The following is a 21,891-nucleotide window of genomic DNA, read 5'->3' as shown; positions in this document are numbered from 1 at the left end:
AATGATGCTTCTGATCAACGCGACATTGGCGACGATGGATGGTTCGCCAGCTTACGGGCTGGTGGAGCAGGGGGCTGTGGCGATCGAGAATGGCGTTATCGCTTGGGCAGGTCCGGGCCAAACTGTTCCGGCCCGGTTCGATGCCGGCGAAGTGATCGATCTCGATGGCCGGCTGGTCACGCCGGCGCTGATCGATTGCCATACCCATGTCGTTCACGGCGGCAACCGTGCCCGCGAGTTCGAGATGCGGCTTGAAGGTGCGTCCTATGAGGAAGTCGCCCGGGCAGGAGGCGGTATTGTGTCCACCGTCGCCGCCACACGTGCGGCTACGGAAGATGAACTCGTCGCTAGCGCCCTGACCCGTGTTGATGCGATGATTGCCGAGGGCGTATCGACCCTTGAGATCAAGTCCGGCTATGGCCTCGACACTGCCAACGAATTGAAGATGCTGCGCGCCGCGAAGGCGGTTGCCGCGCAAAGACAGGTCCGGGTCAGGACCAGCTATCTCGGCGCCCATGCGGTGCCGCCCGAATACAAGGGTCGCGGGGACGCCTATATCGACGAGGTCTGCATCACGGCACTCGAGGCAGCCCACGCCGAAGGACTGGTCGATGCTGTTGACGGTTTCTGCGAGGGCATCGCCTTTACGCCGGAACAGATCGTCCGCGTCTTCGAAAGGGCGAAAGAACTCGGCATTCCGGTCAAGCTTCACGCCGAGCAGCTCTCCAATCTCGGTGGCGCAAAGCTGGCAGCCGAATACGGCGCACTGTCCGCCGATCATCTCGAATATGCCACTGCGGACGATGCAGCAGCCATGGCAAAAGCCGGCAGCGTGGCGGTCATCCTGCCCGGCGCCTTCTACACGCTGCGCGAAACCGCAGCGCCGCCGATCAACGCCTTCCGCGAAGCCGGTGTCCCGATGGCGGTCGCGACTGACTGCAATCCCGGCTCGTCGCCAATGTCGTCGCTGCTTCTGAGCATGAACATGGCCTGCACCCTGTTCCGGATGACGCCGGAAGAAGCGCTCGCCGGCGTAACCCGAAACGCCGCCCGCGCACTCGCCTTGGACGATACCGGCATGATCGCACCCGGCCTGCGCGCCGACTTGGCCATCTGGAACGTCGAGCACCCTGCCGAACTGGCCTACCGCATTGGTTTCAACCCGCTCTTCAAGCGGATTTTTGGAGGCGCATCGTGACGCTGACGCTCACCCCCGGCCATGCCACACTTGACCAGCTCGAACAGATCTGGCGCACCGGTATTGCCGTGGTTCTTGATGACAGCGCCCTGCCGGGCATCGAGGCTGCGGCGGCGCTGGTTCGCAAGGCGGCGGAAGGCGACGAGGCGGTCTATGGCGTCAACACCGGTTTTGGCAAGCTGGCCAGTGTGCGGATCAAGCCTGGTGACACGGCCCAGCTTCAGCGCAACCTGATCCTGTCGCATTGCTGTGGCGTCGGCGAGTCGCTGGACGTTGCCACCACACGGTTGATGATGGCGCTCAAGCTTCTGTCCGCCGGTCGGGGTGCGTCGGGTATCACATGGAAGACGCTCTCCGTCATTCAGAACATGCTGCGCGAAGGCGTCACGCCGGTGATCCCGAGCCAGGGCTCGGTCGGCGCATCGGGCGATCTGGCGCCGCTGGCCCACATGGCCGCAGCGATGATCGGCGAGGGCGAAGCGATCTTTGGCGGCGAGCGCATGCCAGCTGCCGAGGCGCTTGCCAAGGCCGGCATCGAGCCCGCCGTGCTTGCTCCGAAGGAAGGCCTTGGCCTGATCAACGGCACGCAATTCTCAACCGCCTGTGCGCTGACCGGCTATTTCGGCGCGATCCGCAATCTCGAAGCAAGCGTGGTCTCGTCCTGCCTGTCGACCGACGCAATCATGGGATCGACCGCGCCGCTTGAGGAAGGCATCCACGCTTTCCGTGGGCACCGTGGTCAGATTGACGTTGCCCGCGCCATGCGCGCGGTGATGCAGAGCTCGGTGATCCGTGAAAGCCACCGTGACGGCGATACCCGCGTGCAGGATCCCTATTGCATCCGCTGCCAGCCGCAGGTCGCAGGTGCCGCGCTCGATCTGCTGCGCTATGCCGGCCAGACGCTCGAGATCGAGGCCAATGCGGTTTCGGACAACCCGCTGGTGCTGGTGGCTGAGGGAAAAATCGTCTCTGGCGGCAATTTTCACGCCGAGCCGGTAGCCTTTGCGGCCGACCAGATTGCCCTCGCCATTGCCGAAATCGGCGCCATCGCCCAGCGCCGCGTTGCGTTGATGGTCGATCCCACCCTTTCCTTCGATCTACCGCCATTTCTGACACCCGAGCCGGGACTCAATTCCGGCCTGATGATTGCGGAAGTCACAACGGCCGCCCTGATGAGCGAGAACAAGCACCTCGCCAATCCCTGCTCGACCGATTCCACGCCCACATCGGCCAACCAGGAAGACCATGTTTCCATGGCTGCCCATGGTGCGCGCCGGCTCAAGCGGATGAACGACAACCTCAACGTCATCATCGGTGTGGAGCTGCTTTGTGCCGCGCAGGGCGTCGAGTTTCGCGCGCCGCTTGTCACCAGCCCGGTCCTGCAGGGCGCGGTGAGCCTGGTGCGCTCCAAGGTGGCGGCGCTGACCGATGACCGCTTCATGGCTGGCGACCTCGCCGCCGCCGCCGCGATCGTGGCGGGCGGCCGCATCCAGTCGCAATGCGATGTCGCCGGCCTTTTGGCGGGAGCGGCGGCATGACCCCGGTCGACGTCAGGCGCGGCGACAGCCCGCTGGTCCTGGGGCTGCCGCACACAGGCACCTTCGTGCCCGATGACATCTTCGCGCGGCTAACACCGCTCGGCCAGACGCTGGGCGATACCGACTGGCATGTCGGCCGCCTCTATGACGGCTTGCTGGATGGCGTCACCACCGTGCGCGCCAACTTCCATCGCTACGTCATCGATGCAAATCGCGATCCGTCAGGTGCAAGCCTCTACCCGGGCCAGAACACCACCGGGCTGGTCCCGGTAACCAACTTCGATGGTGAGCCACTATGGCTTGAAGAGCCGAACGATGCCGAGGTCGAGGCGCGCAGACTTGCCTGGCACGCGCCCTATCACGCGGCACTGGAGGCCGAGCTCGAAAGGGTGCGCGCCATTCATGGTGTCGCCATCCTCTATGACTGCCATTCGATCCGATCCAACATTCCATTCCTGTTTGACGGCACACTTCCTGACTTCAACATAGGCACCAACAATGGCGAGACCTGTGCGCCAGTGATCGAGGCTGTGGTGGCCGGAATCTGTGCCGGCGCGGAAGGCTATTCCAGCGTGCTCAACGGCCGCTTCAAGGGCGGCTGGACTACCCGCCACTACGGTCGGCCCGGCGATAACATCCACGCCATCCAGATGGAGCTGGCGCAAAGTACGCATCTGGCCACCGAGGAGCTTCCGTTCGCCTATGACGAGACGAAGGCGGAGCGGCTGCGCGTTCATCTCAAGACAATTCTGAATTCAGTTGCTGACCTTGCAGCATCATTGGGAGGCCAATCATGACCAATCCGAGACATAACCAGCGCGACATCTATCCGCCGACCGGCACCGAGATCACCGCCAAGAGCTGGCTCACCGAGGCGCCGATGCGCATGCTGATGAACAATCTGCATCCCGATGTGGCCGAGAACCCGCATGAGCTGGTGGTCTACGGCGGCATCGGCCGGGCGGCACGCACCTGGAAGGACTTCGACATGATCGTCGACAGTTTGAAGAAGCTCAACGAGGACGAGACACTTGTCGTGCAGTCGGGCAAGCCGGTGGCCGTCGTCCGCACCCATGTAGACGCCCCGCGCGTGCTGATCGCCAACTCCAACCTGGTGCCGCACTGGGCCAACTGGGACCATTTCAACGAACTCGACAAGCGCGGGCTTGCCATGTACGGCCAGATGACCGCCGGCTCCTGGATCTATATCGGCACGCAGGGCATCGTTCAGGGCACCTTCGAGACCTTCGCCGAGGCGGGACGCCAGCACTATGGCGGCGATCTCAAGGGCAAGTGGATCCTCACCGGCGGTCTTGGCGGCATGGGCGGCGCCCAGCCTCTGGCCGCCGTCATGGCTGGCGCCTGCTGTTTAGCCGTCGAATGCGACGAGACCCGCATCGATTTCCGTCTTCGCACCCGTTACGTTGATGCCAAGGCCCATTCGCTCGACGAGGCGTTGGGCATGATCGATCAGTGGACCAAGGCGGGCGAGGCCAAGTCGGTCGGTCTGCTCGGCAATGCGGCCGACATCTTCGTCGAACTGGCCAAGCGCATGAAGGACGGAGGCCCGCGTCCGGACATTGTCACCGACCAGACCTCCGCGCATGATCCGTTGCACGGCTACCTGCCACAGGGCTGGAGCGTCGCCGAATGGCGCGAAAAGCAGGAAAGTGACCCCAAGGCCGTCGAGAAGGCGGCCCGCGCCTCGATGAAAGCCCATGTGGCGGCCATGGTCGATTTCTGGAACGCCGGGGTGCCGACGCTCGATTACGGCAACAACATCCGCCAGGTCGCGCAGGATGAGGGCCTGGAGAACGCCTTCGATTTTCCGGGTTTCGTCCCCGCCTATATCCGGCCGCTGTTCTGCCGCGGCATCGGTCCGTTCCGCTGGTGCGCGCTCTCGGGCGATCCGGACGACATCTACAAGACCGACGCCAAGATGAAGCAGCTGTTCCCCGAGAACACGCATCTGCACAACTGGCTCGACATGGCCCGTGAGCGCATTGCCTTCCAGGGCCTGCCGGCGCGGATCTGCTGGATCGGTCTTGGCGACCGCCACCGCGCCGGTCTCGCCTTCAACGAGATGGTGGCTTCGGGCGAACTCAAGGCACCGATCGTCATTGGCCGCGATCACCTTGATTCCGGCTCCGTTGCGTCACCCAACAGGGAGACCGAATCCATGAAGGATGGCTCCGATGCCGTCAGCGACTGGCCGCTCTTGAACGCGCTCGTCAACACCGCGTCCGGGGCAACCTGGGTCAGCCTGCATCATGGCGGCGGAGTCGGCATGGGGTTCTCCCAGCATTCCGGCATGGTCGTCGTCGCCGACGGCACCGACGCCGCAGCCCGCAGGCTCGAGCGGGTACTGTGGAACGATCCGGCTTCCGGCGTCTGGCGTCATGCCGATGCCGGTTACGACATCGCGCTCGATTGCGCACGCGAGCACGGGCTCAATCTGCCCGGCATACTGGGGTGAGAACAACAAGGTAAACTCGAAACAGAGAGGAACTGACATGCAAAGACGTAAATTCCTGAAAGCCGGCGTTGCCGGTGCAGCCGCGGCTGCGACACTCGCAACACCGGCCATCGCGCAGGACAAGCGCGAGTGGAAAATGGTCACCGCCTGGCCAAAGAACCTGCCGGGCCCCGGCGTCGCCGCCCAGCTTCTGGCTGATCGCATCACCACGCTCTCGGGCGGCCGTATCGAGGTCAAGCTCTATGCCGCCGGCGAAATTGTTCCCGGACCTGGCGTGTTCGACGCCGTCTCCGAAGGCACCGCCGAGCTCTATCATGCCGTTCCCGCCTATTGGGGTTCCAAGTCAAAGGGCATCCTGCTGTTCGGCTCCCAGCCCTTCGGCCTGCGCGCCGACGAGCAGTTCGGCTGGATGCAGCATGGTGGCGGCCAGGCGCTCTATGACGAGATGTACGGTCGTTTCGGCGTCAAGCCGTTTCTCTGCGGCAACTCAGGTCCGCAGTGGGCCGGCTGGTTCCGCAACGAGATCAACTCGGTCGAGGATCTCAAGGGCCTGAAGTTCCGCACCACCGGCCTCGCCTCGGAAATGGCCACCAAGATGGGCATGGCGGCAGAGGCCATGGGCGGACCGCCGATGTTCCAGGCGCTGCAGACCGGAGCGCTCGACGCCGGCGAATTCATCGGCCCGTGGACGGATTCGGCGCTTGGTTTCTACCAGGTCGCCAAGAACTACTACTGGCCGGGCGTCGGCGAGCCGTCCTCGGCGGAAGAATGCGGCGTCAACGCGGCTGCGTACAACGAACTTCCGGCCGACCTGCAGCAGGTTGTCTCGCTCGCCTGCGAAAGCCTCTACAATCCGGTCTGGACCGAATACACCACCAAGCATGCCCAGTCGCTCAAGACGCTTGTGTCCGAGCACGGTGTCAATGTCCGCAAGCTGCCTGACGACGTCATCGTGGCCATGGGCAAGGCGGCCGAAGAGGTTGTTGACGAGTTGCGCCAGAACGATGATGAGCTGGTCAAGCGCATCACCGAAAGCTACATTTCCTACCGCGATCTGGTGGGCGGCTACATGACTTATGCCGACAATGGGCAGATGAACGCCCGCGCCTCCGTCATGGGCTACTGAGTGCAATGAACCGTCCGGCGCGGGGGTCGTTTCCGCGCCGGACAGCTTTGGCGAGAGGGGACCGCATGCTGCGTCTGGCCGACAGTCTCGATATGATCAGCCGGTTGACGGCGAGCGTTATCCGCTGGCTGGCGCTCGTCATGGTGCTGGTGCAATTCGGCATTGTCGTGGGCCGCTATGTGTTCGGCTACAACATAATTGCCGTTCAGGAAAGCGTGCTTTACATGCATGCGACGCTGTTCATGCTTGGCGCGGGCTACACGCTCCTGGTCGACAAGCATGTCCGCGTCGACGTGTTTTATGCCAAGGCGGAACCTCGGACCCAGCGCCGCATCGATGTTTTCGGCCATGTCTTTCTGCTGATCCCGTCTATGCTGGTGATCCTCTACTGGTCATGGCCTTCGGTGCGCAATTCCTGGAAGATCCTCGAAGGCCCGATTTCCGTGGGCGGCATCGAGGCGGTGTTCCTGCTCAAATCCCTGATACCCGCATTCTGCATTCTTCTGGTGATCCAGTCCCTGTCCTTGCTGATCCGGCTGTTGTTGCCTGAAACCTCCAGGCCCGAGGCCAAGGCATGAGCGAATATCTTGATCTCATCATGTTCGTGGCGTTGGTCGGGGCCATTCTGCTTGGCTTTCCGGTATCATTCTCGATTGCCGGTGTCGCCGTCGCGTTCGCCTATCTCGGATGGGTCATGGGCGCCATGGACATCACCCTGATGGGGGCAACCGGGCAGCGTATCTTCGGCCTGATTTCCAATCAGGTGCTGATCGCCATTCCCCTGTTCGTGCTGATGGGGGCGGTGCTGGAAAAGAGCCGCATTGCCGAGGAGCTGCTCGACACGATGGGTCGGCTGTTCGGGCAATTGCGCGGTGGTCTTGGCATATCCGTCGTTCTGGTCGGCGCGCTGCTGGCAGCCTCCACGGGGATCGTCGGCGCCACTGTCGTGGCGATGGGCATGATCGCGCTGCCGACCATGTTGCGCTCGGGCTACGATCCGCGGGTCGCGTCCGGCATCGTCTGCACCGCAGGCACCCTGGGGCAAATCATTCCGCCTTCGACACTGCTGATCATTCTCGCCGACGTCATGTCCAACGCCTATCAGCAGGCGCAGTATGAACAGGGCAAGTTCTCGGTGGAAGCCCTGTCGGTCGGCCAGTTCTTCGCCGCCGCCATCATTCCCGGCCTCATGCTGGTGGTGCTTTATCTGGTCTACATCCTGGTGCGCGGTTTCCTGCGTCCGCAGGACATGCCGCCCGCGACACTCGACACACCAAGGCCCGACCGGCTTGAAATCATCTCGGCGATCTTGCCTCCGGTGCTGCTGATTTTCGCGGTTCTGGGCGCCATCCTCGGTGGCGTTGCCACACCAACGGAAGCCGCCGCCGTCGGCGCCATCGGCGCCTTGCTGATGGCGGGGATCCGGGTCGGGATGCACCCGCGCCTCATTCTGTTCGGCACCGCGGCCCTGGTATGCCTCGCAATCCTTGCCGGCCTGTTTCCGGTCCGCTTGCAGCGTAGCGATCTCGAGTTCATGTCTCTGGCCGCCGGGGGGCTGTACATCGTGCTGACCATAGTCGGTGCGGTGGCGATCATTGCGGCGCTCTACGCGACGCTTCGGACGAGGAGCCTTCACGGTGCTGTCGATTCAACGCTCACCATGACGGCGATGATCTTCGCCACCATACTGGCGGCGGGCATGTTTTCGCTGGTCTTCATCGGCTTGGGCGGGGAGGAACGGGTGGCTCACATCCTGACCAACATGCCGGGCGGACCGATGGGCGCGCTGCTGTTCTGCATGGCCTTCGTCTTTGTGCTTGGCTTCTTCCTCGATTTCGTCGAGATCTCGGTAATCGTGCTGCCGTTGATTGCCCCGACGCTGATCGTCATGGGCCACGACCCGATCTGGCTTGGCGTGCTGCTGGCGGTCAACCTGCAGACCAGCTTCCTCACCCCGCCCTTCGGCTTTTCCCTGTTCTACCTGCGCGGTGCCGCTCCGCCCGAAATCGCCACCGGGCAGATCTATGCCGGCGTTATTCCCTTCATCGGCCTGCAGATAATCGGCATCTCGCTGGTCTGGATGCTGCCGCAACTCGCTACCTGGCTGCCGGGGGTGATCTTCTAGGCCGGGCCAGGGGTGTTAAGCCGCGTGTCAGGCTGCGTCGCTGACACGGTAGTCGATCGGCTTGTAGCGGAAGTTGTTCGACTGGCCGGCGGAACAGGCGGTCATCGCCACGACCAGGTCCATTTCTGCGCGGAACACGGTCTTCTCACCCGGCTTGCTCTTCGGCGGCAGCACCTTGATCTCGCCACTGTCACTGTCCACCGCCACATGCATGAAGACATTGAACGCAATCGGGATTGCGTCCGGGCCTATGCCGTAGGGTGCCAGTGCCATCTCGAGATTGCCCTGGCAGCCATGGTGCGGATCCTCGTCTCCATAGATGATGCTGAAAGTCTCGCGCGAGCACGGCGTAAGGCTGAAATCATGGCGGCCAACTTCGTCCTCGACAATGGTCAGCATCGGCACAGACCGGTTTGAATAGAGGATGTCGTCCGTGCTCAGGAACATCCTTCCGGCGTAGTCGATCGATCTGCCGGAAGAGAGATACTCGCGCCTATCATGCGCGTTGAAGGCCACAAGGTCGGAGACCTGTTCGCCTTTCGGGTCGAAAACGGTCAGCAACTGACCTTTCTTCAGTTCAAACGCGGTGCCGCTGCGGGGTGGGATACGAATGGTCATTTCAGGCGATTTCCTTGTGTGCAAATGGACATTTCCATTCGGGTTCGACGGCGCGCCCGCTGTACTGGCGGGCTTCCGAGGCTTCGCCATGATCGCTGAGCATCGGGTTTATGCTGCCGGCGAGCGCTTCGTCGCGGTTGCGGATGATTTCCTTCATCTTGTCGAACCGCCCGTCTGAGCGGAGCTTCTCGAACTGCAGATGAGAGTTGAACACCAGTGCCGGCTTTTCGAAACGGCGCGCTGGCCGCGAAGCATTTGGATGCAATCCGATGACGAAGAACGGCTCACCGCCAACACTGAGCGAAAAATGCGGAGACTTCGGATCGTGGTCGACGGCCTGGTTCCATGGCTGGCCGCTGACGACATCAAGATTGTGCAGGCTTTGCAGCCGGTTCCACAGCGCCTTCTCGAAGGCTTCTTCATCAAGTCCGTCGGGGCCATCGAAGATGACGACGAAGGAACGGACTATCGGGCTCTGGTGATCAAGGCCGTCGCTGTATTCACGCAGTGCGCGGTGGATCTCGACATCATCTGTCGCGCCGTCGATCTGGCCGGCCGGCAATATCGACAAGGCGTCGCGTGCGAGCGCCGACTTTGCGCCGACACACGGAAAATCTGCACTGCGGATGAAGTGGTGAAAAGAATTGGAAATGTCGCTCATCGGTACTCGCTCTCCACAAGCCACAACAGGCAGGCTGCCCGGCTAAACGGGCAGCACGCGCGGAAGTTCCCAAGCCTCGTATGCGCAGTCGAGGGAACAAGCCGGAGCATGATGCGTTGATAGGCACACGCAAAAGGCACCGGAGACAAAACGATGAACGAGCCCTTGTTCGAAATCGAAAACTGGCGAGGCGGCTGGTATTACAAGCTCGGCAGTCGTTACACGGGACCGTTCAGGCGTCGCGACAATGCAGTTGCCGCGGCGCAGTCGGAAGTTGAGCCGCTGAAGGAGCCCACGAACGCCAGCCTGCGCGTCTCGCTCGCAAGCAGGCGCCCCGTCGACACAGAGCATGAGGGCGTGAGCCATGAGGGATACCGGCGCCAGATGCTGCTCGGGATGGCTTTCCGGATTCCCGGCGTGGGAGACTACGCGTGATCGCAACGCTGCTCTTTTGCTTGGCGCTGGTCTGCCTGCTGGCAAGCCTGGTGCCGCTGCTGCCGTTTGGGCACGGCATCGTGCGTTCGTTCGATTTCGGGCGCCTGCAGGCCATCGCTGTCTCGTCACTGGTGATTTTGGCAACCATCATCGCCGGCTTGAACAGCGGCATCCTGATCGCGGCTCTCTCAATGGCCGCTATCGCTCTCCTCATTCAGCTCGTCTTCGTCATCCGCTTCACTCCGCTTTGGCCGGTACAAACAAGGGGATTTGATGGTGACAGGCAGAACACGCCAACGGTGTCTGTCCTCGCCTGCAACATCAAGCAGGGTAACCATGACTATCAGAGCGTCATCGAGCTGATCAGGCAGCGCAAGCCCGATATCGCCGTGTTCATGGAGACAGATGAGAACTGGGCCAAAGCGCTCCGCCCCTGTCTTTCGGAGTTTCATGAAACGATCGAGCAACCGCAGGAAGACAGTTACGGCATGATCTTCGCAAGCCGCCTTCCGCTTCGGGAAGGCCAGGTGCGTTTTCTGCTCAACGAGGAAGTGCCGAGCGTGTCATGCATCGTGGAATTGCCCGGTGGCCGCGATATCCGGGTCATTGCGCTTCACCCCGAACCGCCATTGCCGAACCGCGACACGCTCGGACGCGACGCCGAAATCCTGGTTGCGGCCGAGATCGCCCGGGACGAGCCCCTGCCGGTCATTGTCACCGGGGACCTCAACGATGTGGCGTGGTCGCGCACCACCCGCCGGTTCCTGCGGATTTCAGGGCTGCTCGATCCGCGGCAGGGCCGCGGCATGTTCAATTCGTTCGACGCGCGCTACTGGTTCCTTCGCTGGCCGCTCGACCACATCTTCCACTCGCGGGACTTCGAATTGATATCGATCGAGCGCCAGGAATTTGTGGGCTCCGATCATTTTCCGATGTTCTACCGGCTGGCGCTGACCGACAGAGACCGCAACGATCCGCCTCCGTCACCTTCCGGCAATGACATTGCCGAAGCCGAAGAGGCAATCAAGGTCGAGAAAAACCGTGACCGGCCCCCGGCAGGAACAGACTGGGAAGAGGCTTGATCCTGCCAGACGGCTGCCCCCGGCTGACGGCTTAAAAGCCACTTCTGCAATGCCGGCTTTCACCATACGGTTCCGGAGCGCGATGTAGGTCGAACCCCGGAACCGGTTTGGTGGGCAGTCCTCAGATGCCGCCGAGGCAGAGATACTTGATCTCCAGATAGTCATCGATGCCGTACTTCGAGCCTTCGCGGCCCTGGCCCGACTGCTTCACGCCACCGAACGGCGCCACTTCCGTGGAGATCAGGCCGGTGTTGACGCCGACCATGCCGTATTCCAGCGCCTCCGCCACGCGCCAGACCTTGGTCAGGTCGTTGGCGTAGAAATACGACGCCAGGCCGAAGATCGTGTCATTGGCCTGCTCGATGACGTCTTCCACCGTGTCGAACTTGAACAGCGGAGCCACCGGGCCGAAAGTCTCGTCGCCGGCCACCTGCATGTCGCGTGTGACCCCGGTCAGGATCGTCGGCTCGAAGAAGGTACCGCCGAGCGCGTGGCGATTGCCGCCGGTCAGAACCTTGGCGCCCTTCGACTTGGCATCCTCGATGTGCTCAACAACCTTTGTCACCGCGTCTTCGCTGATCAATGGGCCGGTGGTCACGCCGTCACCGAAACCGTCGCCGATCTTCATCTTGCCAACGGCAGCGGCGAGTTTTTCGGCAAACGCGTCATAGACGCCCGCCTGCACGTAGATCCGGTTGGCGCAGACGCAGGTCTGGCCGTTGTTGCGGTATTTCGAGATCATCGCGCCTTCGACCGCGGCATCGAGATCGGCGTCGTCAAAGACGATGAACGGCGCATTGCCGCCAAGCTCCATCGAGGTCTTCTTGATCTGGTCTGCGGACTGGCGCATCAGGATCCGGCCGACTTCGGTCGAGCCGGTAAACGTGATCTTGCGGACCTTGTCGTTGGAGCAGAATTCCTGGCCGATCGCAGCACTCGATTTTGAGGTGATGACGCTGAGCAGGCCCTTGGGCAGACCGGCGTCTTCGGCAAGCTTGGCCATCGCCAGCGCCGACAGCGGGGTTTCTGCGGCAGGCTTGGCGACGAAGGCGCAGCCGACGGCCAGCGCCGGTCCGAGCTTGCGGGCGATCATCGCGTTGGGAAAGTTCCACGGTGTGATCGAGGCCACCACGCCGACCGGCTGTTTGAGCACGACGATGCGCTTGTCGGGCTGGTGGCCCGGAATGACGTCGCCATAGACCCGCTTGGCTTCTTCCGCGAACCACTCGATGAAGCTTGCGCCATAAAGGATTTCGCCCTTGGCCTCGGGCAGCGGCTTGCCCATTTCCGCTGTCAGGATCGCGCCCAGGTCGTCGGCATTGGCGACCATCAGGTCATAGAGCTTGCGCAACACCGAAGCGCGCTCCTTGCCGGTTTTTGCGGCCCAGTCCTTCTGCGCCACATAGGCTGCATCGATCGCGGCCTTGGTCTCATCGACACCGAGATCCGGCAAGGCGGTAATCAGTTCACCGGTTGACGGGTTGAGGACGTTGAAGGTCTTGCCGCTCGGGGCCGCCTTCATCCAGGAGCCGGCGACATAGGCCGAGGTGACGAGAAGGCTCGGGTCTTTCAGCATCTCTGCGAGGGGTTTGCTGCTCATTACGCGGTCGCTCCAATTTCTGCATGAACTTCACGGATGGACGCTTCGAGAAGGTCCAGCGCTTCCTGGAACACCGGGTCCTGAATGGTGACCGGCGACAGAAAGCGGATGACATTGGCATAGACGCCACAGGTGAGAAGGATCAACCCTTTTTCCAGCGCCCGGGCTTTGACCGCATTGGTGAAATCAGGGCTTGGTTTGCCGGTCTTGACGTCGTTGAATTCGATGGCGTTCATGAAGCCTGGGCCGCGGATGTCAACGATTTCCGGCACATCCTCGCGGATCGCCTGCAGCCGTTGCTTCAACCGGTTGCCGAGCTGCATGGCGCGGTCGCACAACCCTTCCTCCTCGATCACGTCCAGCACCGCGTGCGCCGCGGCGATGCCGATCGGGTTGCCGCCGTAGGTGCCGCCCAATCCGCCCGGATTTGCGGCATCCATGATATCGGCACGTCCGGTGACGGCTGCCAGCGGAAAGCCGCCGGCCAGGCCCTTGGCCATGGTGGTCAGGTCCGGCGCCACGCCATGATGCTCCATCGCGAACATCTTGCCGGTCCGCGCGAAACCGGTCTGGATCTCATCGGCGATCAGCAGGATGCCGTGCCTGTCGCAGATCTCGCGCAACTGCTTGAAGAACCCCGCCGGGACCTCATAGAAGCCGCCTTCGCCCTGCACCGGTTCAAGTATGATCGCCGCCACCCGTGCCGGATCGACATCGGCCTTGAACAGGGTCTCGAGTGCTGCCAGCGACTGCTCGACGGAGACGCCGTGCAAGGCTGCGGGGAAGGGGGCATGGAAGACATCGCCCGGCATTGCACCAAAGCCCGCCTTGTAGGGAAACACCTTGCCGGTCAGTGCCATGCCCATGAAGGTACGACCGTGAAAACCGCCGGAAAAAGCTACAACCGCCGGGCGGCCGGTGGCGGCACGGGCAATCTTGATGGCGTTCTCGACAGCTTCGGCGCCGGTTGTCACGAACACGGTCTTTTTCTCAAAATCGCCGGGCACCAGCGCGTTCAGCCGTTCGGCCAGATGCACGTAATTCTCGTAAGGCACGACCTGATGGCAGGTGTGGGTGAAGCGGTCGAGTTGAGCCTTGACTGCCTCGATTACCTTGGGGTGACGGTGGCCGGTGTTGACCACGGCAATGCCCGCGGCGAAATCGATGTATCGGTTGCCCTCGACGTCCCAGATTTCAGCGTTTTCAGCGCGGTCCGCATAGACCTGCGTCATCATGCCGACGCCACGCGCGATGGCGTCTGTCTTGCGGCCCTGAATGGCGGCGTTCTTGCCCATTTTTCGAATCTTTCTTCGCTATTTGCATGTGCGGCTCGTCAAAAGGGGCCAGGTGCGCACCCGAACTGGCCAGTTTGGGCAGATTGCCTGCCTCTAGGGATGAATTCCTGAGCTGGTATATCGATTAAACAGTGTCTGGCAAAGCCACCCCTTGGCGCCATGCTGCCCGATTTCTCCGCATGGGAAAATACCCCCAAAAGTTCGTTCCGGCCACGGCAAAAATCAGGTAGCGCCGAGGGCTGACCGTGCCGGACATGATCCTGGAAAAGCGGTCAATTCTTCAGATGCCGAATCTTGCAGTCACCGTGGATTCCGCCGCGCGCCCGGCTGCGATGGATCACTTTCGGAATACCCGGCAGCAGGGTGAAGCCATTGTCCGACCATATATCCGACCCGCCATGATCGAGTGTGACAAAAAGCGCGGGCAGATTGCTGGTCAGCGATATGCTCTCACCTTCGTCCTCTACATGGATTTCCGGGTCCGCGAACCGGTAGTCCTTCGGCCGGCGCGGCAGGTAATCGTTCTCGCCGGCATGGGCGCCATCCGGATCCTGCCAGCTGAAATTGAGAAATTCGGTGTCACCGATGCTGTCAGCCGGAAACCGTGCAACTTCGACGGGGCGATCGGTCGGGCAGGGGAGCGCCCAGCTTCCGGCTTCGCTGATCAGGCCGGACATTGACACCCTGCAGGCTGTGACATGCAGATGCACTGTCTCGGCCGTGTCGTTGACTGCCCACAGCACGATCTCACCGGTTGCTTGATCAGGCTGCGCCGTCACCAGCACCGGCGCGTAGAATTTCCGCGCAAGGTAATGGGTGAGCTTCCAGCCGCCGCCATATTCGAGCGACGACCAGCTCGCCACCGGCCAGGTGTCATTGAGCTGCCAGTACAGTGTTCCCATCGTCCGCGGCTTGGCCGAACGCCAGAATTCGATCGCGGTTTTCATCGCCAGCGCCTGGCTGACCTGGCTCAGCCATGTCATGTCCTCGAACCGGTCGGGAAAACGGAAATAGCGCGCCAGCGTCTCGACGATGCGGCTGTTGCCGCCGGGATTGCGCTGGTGAACATCCATCACCCGCGTGGAGACGTTGCGGTCCTCCTCCTCGGTGAAACTGGCAATCACCCGGTTGGACGGGAACGACTGGAAACCGAATTCGGAGCAGAACCTTGGCTGCACCGTGCGGTAGTGCTCAAAATCCTTCGACGAGTGCCACACATCCCAGAAATGCATGTCGCCCGAGGTGTCGTCGTGCCAGCCGTCGCCGAAATCCAGCCGCCCGACCGAGGGCGAGGATGGCCAGAAGGCAACATCCGGATCGGCTTCCGCAATCGCCTCTTCCAGTACCGCATTGAGCCGCGCATAGACGGCGACATAATGATCCCGGTCAGCCTTGCTTTCCTCAAACCAGTTGAGCGCGCCGATCACCTCGTTGTCGCCGCACCACAGCGCCATGCAGGGTTGCGATGACAACCGCCCGATCTGCTGCCATGCCTCCAGCCGGACGCTGTCGAGCCAGACACGGTCATGCGCCGGATACAGGTTGCAGGCAAACATGAAATCCTGCCAGACCATCAGTCCCAGCTCGGAGCACATGTCGTAGAACCAGTCCGGCTCGTACTGGCCACCACCCCAGATCCGGATCATGTTCATGTTGGCCTCGACCGCCGAGGTCAGCATTTCGCGTACGGCTTCCGGCGTGGCCCGGGCCGGCAGCGCATCGGCGGGGATCCAGTTGGCGCCGCGCATGAAGATCTCACGTCCGTTCACCCGGAACAGGAAGCGATGACCGGTCTCATCGGCGTCGGTGACAAGTTCGACCTGCCGCAGCCCGATCCGCAAGCTGCGCCGTTCCGTCCCGAACCGCAGCTTCAGCGCATAAAGATCCTGCCGTCCGTGACCGGCGGGCCACCAAAGGTCCGGATCCTTGATTGTTAATGTTAGCGTTGTCTTACCTTTTCCAGGCCAGACCTGAACCGAATGTGCCGTTGTCATGCCGTCGCAAATGAGTTCGGCTTCGACAGTGCCCGGCGTGAAAGCGCTGTAGTGCAGATCGACTTCGAGCCTTACATCGCCACCCGGCTGATGCCGCTGCCGCACCATCACGTCGTCAAGCCGTGCTGGCGTTGTGCGCTTCAAGGTTATGGGGCCGCAAAAGCCGACCGGCGACAGCGCGATGTTCCAGTCCCATCCGGCATCGCATTGCGGCTTGCGAAGGAAGTTGTAATGCGCCAGCCGGTTGTTCCAGCTGATATAGGGGACCGGGTAAGGCGAGGCGGCGGCCAGGCGCTCTGCCTCGGCGGAATTCGACCGGAACACCACCTGCAGGCGGTTTTCGCCCGCCAAAAGCGCATGGCCGGCATCAAAATCGTGGCGCAGGAACCGGTTCCGCGTCAGGCCCAGCAACACATCGTTGAGCCGGATCTCCGCCACACAGTCGATGCCGTCAAAACTCAGCGTCCAGTGTCCGTCGTCCTTGGCTTCAACGTCGAAGACTTTCGTCGCCGTCCAGTCGCTTTCATGGATCCAGTCGAGCGATGTTTCCGTGTCACGCCAGTAGGGATCAGAGATGATGCCGGCCGCGAGAAGTGCTGAATGCACATCTCCGGGAACCGGCAACGCCACGCTGTGGGCGCCATCGGAGACACGCCACCCCTCTGACAGATCACGCATGTCCGTGTTGGCTTCCGGTGCATGTGACATTGCGCGATAGCCTCCCTGATCATCGAGCATGGACTGCGTCGATGTCACGTCGGGCTGCAATCGGCAAGCCCCGCATGAGCGGGGCCGGTCGACCCGCGGTTGGAAATCAAGGCATTTGTTCTTGCTGGTGGGTTTGGCTTCGGTGTCGCAACCTTCACGCTTGCCGCGGGAGGCCGAGTTTACTCTTGGGTGCAAAGGCGGGCGGGCGTGATCGCCTCGCCAGCTCATTCTTCTTGACAGCGTGGATGGGAGTTGTTGCATTGCTGACTGCGCGGGGACGGGAGGAACCGCGTTTCAAACTGGGAGGAGAAAACATGAAAGCCGGTCTCAAAACCATGGCGCTGACACTGCTTGCCGCAGCTGGCACAGTGCTCGCTGGCCCGAATACCTTGCGTGCCGATGACTTCAGCGCAACCGTGGTTGCGGGACATCCGCCGGTTTTCCGCTGGGTCAAGATGATTCCCGAAGTCTTCGTCCCCACGGTCCAGAAGGAACTGGAAGGAAGCGGCCATTCGGTGACCTTCGATCTCCAGGCCGGCGGAGCCATAGCCAAAGTCGGCGAGGAGCTTGAGGCAGTCGGAGAAGGCCTGGCCGAAATGGGTACGGTGCAGGCCCTGTTCGATCCGGCGAAGCTGGCCGTGCAGAACGTGACGTACTACACACCCTTCGTGTCCTCCGAAGTCAATCAGATCTCCAACATGATGGACCGTCTGCACAAGGAGGATCCCCGCCTGCAGCAGGCCTACACGGACAACAACATCGTCTATCTCGGTGCGCCGATCGGCATCGACGATTATCTGCTGATGACGAATTTCCCGGTCAATTCGCTCGATGATCTCAAGGGCCGCAAGATCGCCGCACCCGGCGCGGCATTGAACTGGCTGTCGGGAACCGGCGCGGTGGGTGTTTCGGGCAACCTGACCACTTACTACAACGAATTGAAGACCGGCGTGTATGACGGCGTCATCGTCTTTGCGTCCGCGGCCGTGCCCGGCAAGCTCTACGAGGTTGCGCCCAATGTCACCCGAATGGGCCTGGGAGCCCAGTTCGCCGGTGTTCTCGGCGCCAACAAGGACTGGTACGAGAGCCTTCCCGATGAGGTTCGGGCTGCTCTCCACACGGGAGCGGATGCCGCCAAGGACTGGTACAACAACGACCTCACCAGCTTTGCGGCAAAGGCGCTGGAGATCATGGCCGCCAATGGCGCGACAGTGAAGGAAGCGCCCGAGGAAATGCGCAAGGCCTGGGCCATGGGCATGGACAATGCAGCCAAGACCTGGGCTGCTGATCTCGACGGCAAGGGTGTCAAGGGCACCGAAGTCCTTTCCCTTTACATGGAGGAAATGCGCAAGGCTGGCGCCACGCCGCTGCGCGATTGGGACAAGGAGTAGCGCTCCATGGCGAGTTACTCGCCTGGCAATGTCCCGGCCCCCGGCTGGGGCATTGCCTTTTCGCTGCTTGACCGCATCACCATGCTTTTCAATGTGACAGGCACCTTGCTGATTGTCACGCTGATGGTGCTGATCGGGGCCGATGTGTTTGGCCGCCAGGCGTTCAACGCGCCGGTCTCGGGTGTTCCTGAACTGGTTTCGCTTTCCATCGTCGCGATCGTGTTTCTGCAGGTGCCGCAGGCATTGCGGTCGGGCCGGTTCACGCGGTCGGATTCGGTGATCAACCTCGTCCTGAAACGTTGGCCAAGGGCGGGCGCAACCCTCGAGACGATTTACGATCTGGTTGCCGTCGCCATACTCTCAGCCCTGATCTACGCGTCGTGGCCGCTTTTCGTTTCCGATTGGCAGAAAGACAATTTCGTCGGCGCTGTCGGGGATTTCACCGCCCCGGTCTGGCCGGTAAAGCTGATCATCGTTGTCGGAACCGTGCTTCTCATGCTGCAATTTGTGGCGCGGATCGCCCGCCGCTTCGTACCGTTCGCGCAGCCACTTGCCGCAGGAACGGATGTCCGATGACGTCTTTCGATATCGGCCTTGTGTCACTGGCCGCCATGGTCGTTCTGGTCATCGGTGGGCTTTACGTGCCGATTGCGTTGATGGCCTGCTCGTTTGCCGGGGTCTGGGCCATCAAGGGCTCTTCGCTGCTCGCCTCCAAGATGTTGGGGCTTGCCGCCTACAACACCATCTCGTCCTACTATTTCGGCGTTGTGCCGCTGTTCGTCCTGATGGGATTTCTCGTGGCAGAATCCGGTATCGGCCGCGATGCCTATGACGTGGCCAACTCAGCTTTCAGGAGACTGAAGGGCGGACTGGCCGTCGGTACCGTTGGAGCCAATGCCATCTTCGCCGCGATCACCGGCATTTCGATTGCCTCGGCCGCGATTTTCACCAAGATCGCCGTTCCCGAAATGGTCCGCCACGGCTACACCTCGCGTTTTGCGCTGGGGCTCGTGGCCGGCTCTTCGGTTCTGGGCATGCTCATCCCGCCGTCGCTTCTGCTCATTCTCTATGGCGTACTCACCGAGCAATCGATCGGGGATCTGTTCATTGCCGGTGTCATCCCCGGACTGATACTTGCTGTCCTGTTTGCCCTTTGCGCCATTGCCATGGCCCGTTTCATGCCGGGCTTTACCGGCGAACCGCACACTGCGGACATCCCGGCGCTCGGTCTGTCGGAGATCCTTTTCAAGGCCTTGCCGATCGCTCTGCTCATCCTGCTGGTGCTCGGGGGCATCTATGGCGGCCTGTTCACGCCGGTGGAAGCCGGCGCCATCGGTGCGATCGGAGCTCTGGTGCTGGGACTGGCAAAGCGAACGCTCGACTGGGCATCGCTGTGGCGGGTTCTGGTCGAAACCGGCCTTGTGACGGCATCGGTCTGCTTTCTCATCATCGCCGCGCAGATGTATTCGCGCATGCTCGCATTTTCGGGTGTGCCCGCGGGCTTCGGCAACTACGTCGTTGATGCTGACCTGTCGATCACCATGATTCTCCTGGCGTATCTCGCGGTTATCATCGTCATGGGAATGATCCTCGATTCCTCGTCGATCCTGCTCATCCTGGTGCCGCTGATGCTGCCGGTGCTGGCGCCCTACGACGTGGATCTCATTTGGTTTGGCATCGTCACGATCATCGCCGTGGAGATTGGCCTGCTTACGCCGCCGTTCGGCATTTCGGTCTATGTCATCAAGTCGGTGATCGAGGACCCCGATGTCAAACTCGGTGACATCTTTCTGGGAGCGGCGCCTTTTGCTGCCATGATGCTGATTGCCCTCGCGCTGGTTTTCATCTTCCCCCAACTCGCAACCGCATTGATCTGAGGAACCAAGTCATGCCGAGAAGATTTGTCGACATATCGGTGGCGCTGGAAGCCGACATCGTGTCCGACCCGCCAATCATGCTGCCAAAAATCGAGTATCTGTCCCACGGACAGACCGCCGATCAGGTCGCCTCGTTCTTCCCGGGGCTGGAGCGCAACCAGTTGCCCGGGGGCGAAGGCTGGGCCATCGAGCGCCTGGAAATCGCCACCCACAACGGTACCCATCTCGACGCGCCCTATCATCATCACTCGACGATGAACCGCCGGTTTACCGAGGGTGGCGAGCGTGCGATCACCATCGACGAGGTCCCGCTGGAATGGTGCTTCAATCCCGGGGTCAAGCTCGACTTCCGCCACATGGAAGATGGCTACGTCTGCACTCCCGGCGATATCGAGGCCGAGCTCAAACGCATCGGTCACGAGATCCAGCCGTTTGACATCGTCGTTGTCAACACCTCCGCCGGCGAGCGCTACGGCCATGATGACTACATCATGAAGGGCTGCGGCATTGGTATGGATGCCACCCTCTACCTGCTTGAGCGCGGTGTGCGTGTAACCGGCACGGATGCCTGGTCGTGGGATGCGCCATTCGCCCTGACCGCCAAACGCTGGATGGAAACCGGGGACCCCTCCATCATCTGGGAAGGCCATCGCGCCTCCATGGAGATCGGCTACTGCCACATGGAGAAACTGTCCAATCTGGACGCGCTTCCTGCCACCGGGTTCGAGATCTCCTGCTTTCCCTGGAAGATCAAGGGTGCCTCGGCGGGCTTTACCCGCGCCGTCGCCATTTTCAACGATTGATGCTGCATTTGAAGGAGATCAGCCATGGCCCGCAAGAACGACAAGGTGATCATCACCTGCGCTGTCACAGGTGGCGTGCACACGCCAACGATGTCGGACGCCCTGCCGATAACGCCTGATGAGATAGCCCAGCAATCCATCGAGGCTGCCGAAGCGGGCGCTTCCATCATTCACCTGCACGCTCGAGATCCCGAGACCGGCAGGCCCACGCCGGATCCGGACGTATTCATGCAGTTTCTTCCGCGCATCAAGCAGTCCTGCGATGCGGTAATCAACATCACCACCGGCGGCGGCCTCGGTATGACGGTGGAGGAACGGCTGGCAGGTCCGCTTAAGGCCGAACCGGAGATGACCTCGCTCAACATGGGCTCCATGAATTTCGCCCTTCACCCGCTTGCCGGCAAGTACAAGGAGTGGAAGCACGATTGGGAGAAACCCTTCCTCGAAGCCAGCGACGACTTCATTTTCCGCAACACCTTTCGGGACATCGCCTACATCCTCAAGCATCTGGGCGAAGGCTGCGGGACCCGTTTCGAGCATGAATGCTACGACATAGGCCATCTCTACAACCTCGCCTATTTCGTCGATGCAGGACTGATAAAGCCGCCCTTCCTGGTTCAGTCGATCTTCGGCATTCTGGGCGGCATCGGCGCGGATGTGGAAAATGTCATGTTCATGAAACAGACCGCGGACCGGCTGTTCGGAAATGACTATGTCTGGTCGGTGCTGGCTGCCGGACGCTTCCAGATGCCGTTTATCACCCAGGCCGCGATGATGGGCGGCAATGTCCGCGTTGGCCTCGAGGACTCGCTCTATATCGGCCGCGGCGAACTGGCCCAGTCAAATGCCGAGCAGGTCCGCAAGATACGCCATATTCTTGAGGAACTCGGCATGGAAATCGCCAGCCCCACTGAAGCCCGGCAGGTGCTCCAGTTGAAGGGCGGCGACATGGTGAAGTTCTAGG

General features: G+C 61.6%; 19 protein-coding genes. 14 read left to right on the top strand and 5 right to left on the bottom strand.

Translation table 11 applies throughout. The annotated features are described in order from the left end of the window. Positions 1 to 4 precede the first annotated feature (4 nt). From hutI to GTW23_RS19640, 7 genes are all read left to right on the top strand, one after another. Positions 5 to 1,198 carry an imidazolonepropionase gene (hutI, locus tag GTW23_RS19670; RefSeq protein WP_252917480.1) on the top strand — a complete coding sequence of 398 codons (1,194 nt, stop codon included), beginning with the start codon at positions 5 to 7 and terminating at the stop codon, positions 1,196 to 1,198. Beyond that, positions 1,195 to 2,736, top strand: a complete 1,542-nt coding sequence (gene hutH / locus GTW23_RS19665) for a histidine ammonia-lyase (RefSeq protein ID WP_252917090.1) — start codon at positions 1,195 to 1,197, stop codon at positions 2,734 to 2,736. Before hutI ends, hutH begins: the two co-directional genes overlap by 4 nt. Then, positions 2,733 to 3,533 carry an N-formylglutamate deformylase gene (gene hutG / locus GTW23_RS19660; protein ID WP_252917088.1) on the top strand — a complete coding sequence of 267 codons (801 nt, stop codon included), beginning with the start codon at positions 2,733 to 2,735 and terminating at the stop codon, positions 3,531 to 3,533. The genes hutH and hutG overlap by 4 nt, the downstream gene beginning before the upstream one ends. Beyond that, the gene (hutU, locus tag GTW23_RS19655) at positions 3,530 to 5,212 is read left to right on the top strand and encodes a urocanate hydratase (RefSeq protein WP_252917086.1); all 1,683 of its coding nucleotides are present in this window, start codon (positions 3,530 to 3,532) and stop codon (positions 5,210 to 5,212) included. The genes hutG and hutU overlap by 4 nt, the downstream gene beginning before the upstream one ends. A 37-nt stretch (positions 5,213 to 5,249) precedes the next feature. Next, complete coding sequence (locus tag GTW23_RS19650) at positions 5,250 to 6,338, top strand: TRAP transporter substrate-binding protein (RefSeq protein WP_252917085.1); 1,089 nt, start codon at positions 5,250 to 5,252, stop codon at positions 6,336 to 6,338. 65 nt (positions 6,339 to 6,403) lie between these two features. After that, a complete protein-coding gene (locus GTW23_RS19645; RefSeq protein WP_152009789.1) occupies positions 6,404 to 6,916 on the top strand; it encodes a TRAP transporter small permease subunit in 513 nt (170 codons plus the stop codon). Beyond that, positions 6,913 to 8,463, top strand: coding sequence for a TRAP transporter large permease (locus GTW23_RS19640; protein ID WP_152009788.1), 1,551 nt, complete (start codon positions 6,913 to 6,915; stop codon positions 8,461 to 8,463). The genes GTW23_RS19645 and GTW23_RS19640 overlap by 4 nt, the downstream gene beginning before the upstream one ends. Positions 8,464 to 8,490: 27 nt before the next feature. On the opposite strand, the gene GTW23_RS19635 is transcribed toward GTW23_RS19640, so the two are convergent. After that, positions 8,491 to 9,081 carry a DUF1989 domain-containing protein gene (locus GTW23_RS19635; RefSeq protein ID WP_252917084.1) on the bottom strand — a complete coding sequence of 197 codons (591 nt, stop codon included), beginning with the start codon at positions 9,079 to 9,081 and terminating at the stop codon, positions 8,491 to 8,493. 1 nt (position 9,082) lies between these two features. Further along, positions 9,083 to 9,742 carry a guanitoxin biosynthesis heme-dependent pre-guanitoxin N-hydroxylase GntA gene (gene gntA, locus GTW23_RS19630; RefSeq protein ID WP_252917082.1) on the bottom strand — a complete coding sequence of 220 codons (660 nt, stop codon included), beginning with the start codon at positions 9,740 to 9,742 and terminating at the stop codon, positions 9,083 to 9,085. A 153-nt stretch (positions 9,743 to 9,895) separates the two neighbouring features. Between gntA and GTW23_RS19625 the strand changes: the two genes are divergently transcribed. Together GTW23_RS19625 and GTW23_RS19620 are read left to right on the top strand one after the other, a co-directional pair. Beyond that, a complete protein-coding gene (locus GTW23_RS19625) occupies positions 9,896 to 10,177 on the top strand; it encodes a hypothetical protein (protein WP_152009785.1) in 282 nt (93 codons plus the stop codon). Beyond that, positions 10,174 to 11,259 carry an endonuclease/exonuclease/phosphatase family protein gene (locus GTW23_RS19620; protein WP_252917080.1) on the top strand — a complete coding sequence of 362 codons (1,086 nt, stop codon included), beginning with the start codon at positions 10,174 to 10,176 and terminating at the stop codon, positions 11,257 to 11,259. The genes GTW23_RS19625 and GTW23_RS19620 overlap by 4 nt, the downstream gene beginning before the upstream one ends. A 121-nt stretch (positions 11,260 to 11,380) precedes the next feature. Here GTW23_RS19620 and GTW23_RS19615 read toward each other — a convergent pair whose 3' ends face one another. From GTW23_RS19615 to GTW23_RS19605, 3 genes are all read right to left on the bottom strand, one after another. Continuing rightward, on the bottom strand, positions 11,381 to 12,859 hold the full coding sequence (locus GTW23_RS19615; RefSeq protein ID WP_152009783.1) for an NAD-dependent succinate-semialdehyde dehydrogenase: 1,479 nt from the start codon (positions 12,857 to 12,859) through the stop codon (positions 11,381 to 11,383). Beyond that, positions 12,859 to 14,154 carry a 4-aminobutyrate--2-oxoglutarate transaminase gene (locus tag GTW23_RS19610; RefSeq protein WP_152009782.1) on the bottom strand — a complete coding sequence of 432 codons (1,296 nt, stop codon included), beginning with the start codon at positions 14,152 to 14,154 and terminating at the stop codon, positions 12,859 to 12,861. Before GTW23_RS19610 ends, GTW23_RS19615 begins: the two co-directional genes overlap by 1 nt. A gap of 272 nt (positions 14,155 to 14,426) precedes the next feature. Then, positions 14,427 to 16,856 (bottom strand): beta-mannosidase, encoded by a 2,430-nt coding sequence (locus GTW23_RS19605; protein ID WP_252917078.1) that lies wholly within the window; start codon positions 16,854 to 16,856, stop codon positions 14,427 to 14,429. Positions 16,857 to 17,170: 314 nt separating this feature from the next. Here GTW23_RS19605 and GTW23_RS19600 point away from each other — a divergent pair, with 314 nt between their 5' ends. Genes GTW23_RS19600 through kce form a run of 5 tightly spaced genes read left to right on the top strand, consistent with a single transcriptional unit; the run spans position 17,171 to position 21,890 of the window. Beyond that, positions 17,171 to 18,247, top strand: a complete 1,077-nt coding sequence (locus GTW23_RS19600) for a C4-dicarboxylate TRAP transporter substrate-binding protein (protein ID WP_252917077.1) — start codon at positions 17,171 to 17,173, stop codon at positions 18,245 to 18,247. 6 nt (positions 18,248 to 18,253) lie between these two features. Further along, positions 18,254 to 18,823 carry a TRAP transporter small permease subunit gene (locus tag GTW23_RS19595; protein ID WP_252917075.1) on the top strand — a complete coding sequence of 190 codons (570 nt, stop codon included), beginning with the start codon at positions 18,254 to 18,256 and terminating at the stop codon, positions 18,821 to 18,823. Then, positions 18,820 to 20,124, top strand: a complete 1,305-nt coding sequence (locus GTW23_RS19590; RefSeq protein ID WP_252917073.1) for a TRAP transporter large permease — start codon at positions 18,820 to 18,822, stop codon at positions 20,122 to 20,124. Before GTW23_RS19595 ends, GTW23_RS19590 begins: the two co-directional genes overlap by 4 nt. 11 nt (positions 20,125 to 20,135) lie before the next feature. After that, entirely contained in the window at positions 20,136 to 20,927 is a 792-nt protein-coding gene (locus tag GTW23_RS19585; protein ID WP_252917072.1) for a cyclase family protein, read from the top strand. 24 nt (positions 20,928 to 20,951) lie between these two features. Then, on the top strand, positions 20,952 to 21,890 hold the full coding sequence (gene kce / locus GTW23_RS19580; protein ID WP_252917071.1) for a 3,5-dioxohexanoate:acetyl-CoA acetone transferase: 939 nt from the start codon (positions 20,952 to 20,954) through the stop codon (positions 21,888 to 21,890). Position 21,891: the final 1 nt, after the last annotated feature.

The organism is Parahoeflea alexandrii, assembly GCF_024105735.1.
In the GTDB taxonomy this organism is placed as follows: domain Bacteria; phylum Pseudomonadota; class Alphaproteobacteria; order Rhizobiales; family Rhizobiaceae; genus Hoeflea; species Hoeflea alexandrii.
Note: the sequence above shows the minus strand (reverse complement) of the source record. Positions and strands in the feature narration are given on the sequence as shown.

What these genes read in the sequence shown, in the direction of transcription:
- hutI (WP_252917480.1), top strand. Translation starts at nt 5, where the DNA reads ATGCTTCTGATCAACGCGACATTGGCGACGATGGATGGTTCGCCAGCT.
- hutG (WP_252917088.1), top strand. Translation starts at nt 2,733, where the DNA reads ATGACCCCGGTCGACGTCAGGCGCGGCGACAGCCCGCTGGTCCTGGGG.
- GTW23_RS19615 (WP_152009783.1), bottom strand. Translation starts at nt 12,859, where the DNA reads ATGAGCAGCAAACCCCTCGCAGAGATGCTGAAAGACCCGAGCCTTCTC.
- GTW23_RS19585 (WP_252917072.1), top strand. Translation starts at nt 20,136, where the DNA reads ATGCCGAGAAGATTTGTCGACATATCGGTGGCGCTGGAAGCCGACATC.
- GTW23_RS19610 (WP_152009782.1), bottom strand. Translation starts at nt 14,154, where the DNA reads ATGGGCAAGAACGCCGCCATTCAGGGCCGCAAGACAGACGCCATCGCG.
- GTW23_RS19605 (WP_252917078.1), bottom strand. Translation starts at nt 16,856, where the DNA reads ATGTCACATGCACCGGAAGCCAACACGGACATGCGTGATCTGTCAGAG.
- GTW23_RS19595 (WP_252917075.1), top strand. Translation starts at nt 18,254, where the DNA reads ATGGCGAGTTACTCGCCTGGCAATGTCCCGGCCCCCGGCTGGGGCATT.
- GTW23_RS19650 (WP_252917085.1), top strand. Translation starts at nt 5,250, where the DNA reads ATGCAAAGACGTAAATTCCTGAAAGCCGGCGTTGCCGGTGCAGCCGCG.
- GTW23_RS19645 (WP_152009789.1), top strand. Translation starts at nt 6,404, where the DNA reads ATGCTGCGTCTGGCCGACAGTCTCGATATGATCAGCCGGTTGACGGCG.
- GTW23_RS19640 (WP_152009788.1), top strand. Translation starts at nt 6,913, where the DNA reads ATGAGCGAATATCTTGATCTCATCATGTTCGTGGCGTTGGTCGGGGCC.
- GTW23_RS19625 (WP_152009785.1), top strand. Translation starts at nt 9,896, where the DNA reads ATGAACGAGCCCTTGTTCGAAATCGAAAACTGGCGAGGCGGCTGGTAT.
- GTW23_RS19590 (WP_252917073.1), top strand. Translation starts at nt 18,820, where the DNA reads ATGACGTCTTTCGATATCGGCCTTGTGTCACTGGCCGCCATGGTCGTT.
- hutU (WP_252917086.1), top strand. Translation starts at nt 3,530, where the DNA reads ATGACCAATCCGAGACATAACCAGCGCGACATCTATCCGCCGACCGGC.
- GTW23_RS19600 (WP_252917077.1), top strand. Translation starts at nt 17,171, where the DNA reads ATGAAAGCCGGTCTCAAAACCATGGCGCTGACACTGCTTGCCGCAGCT.
- GTW23_RS19635 (WP_252917084.1), bottom strand. Translation starts at nt 9,081, where the DNA reads ATGACCATTCGTATCCCACCCCGCAGCGGCACCGCGTTTGAACTGAAG.
- kce (WP_252917071.1), top strand. Translation starts at nt 20,952, where the DNA reads ATGGCCCGCAAGAACGACAAGGTGATCATCACCTGCGCTGTCACAGGT.
- gntA (WP_252917082.1), bottom strand. Translation starts at nt 9,742, where the DNA reads ATGAGCGACATTTCCAATTCTTTTCACCACTTCATCCGCAGTGCAGAT.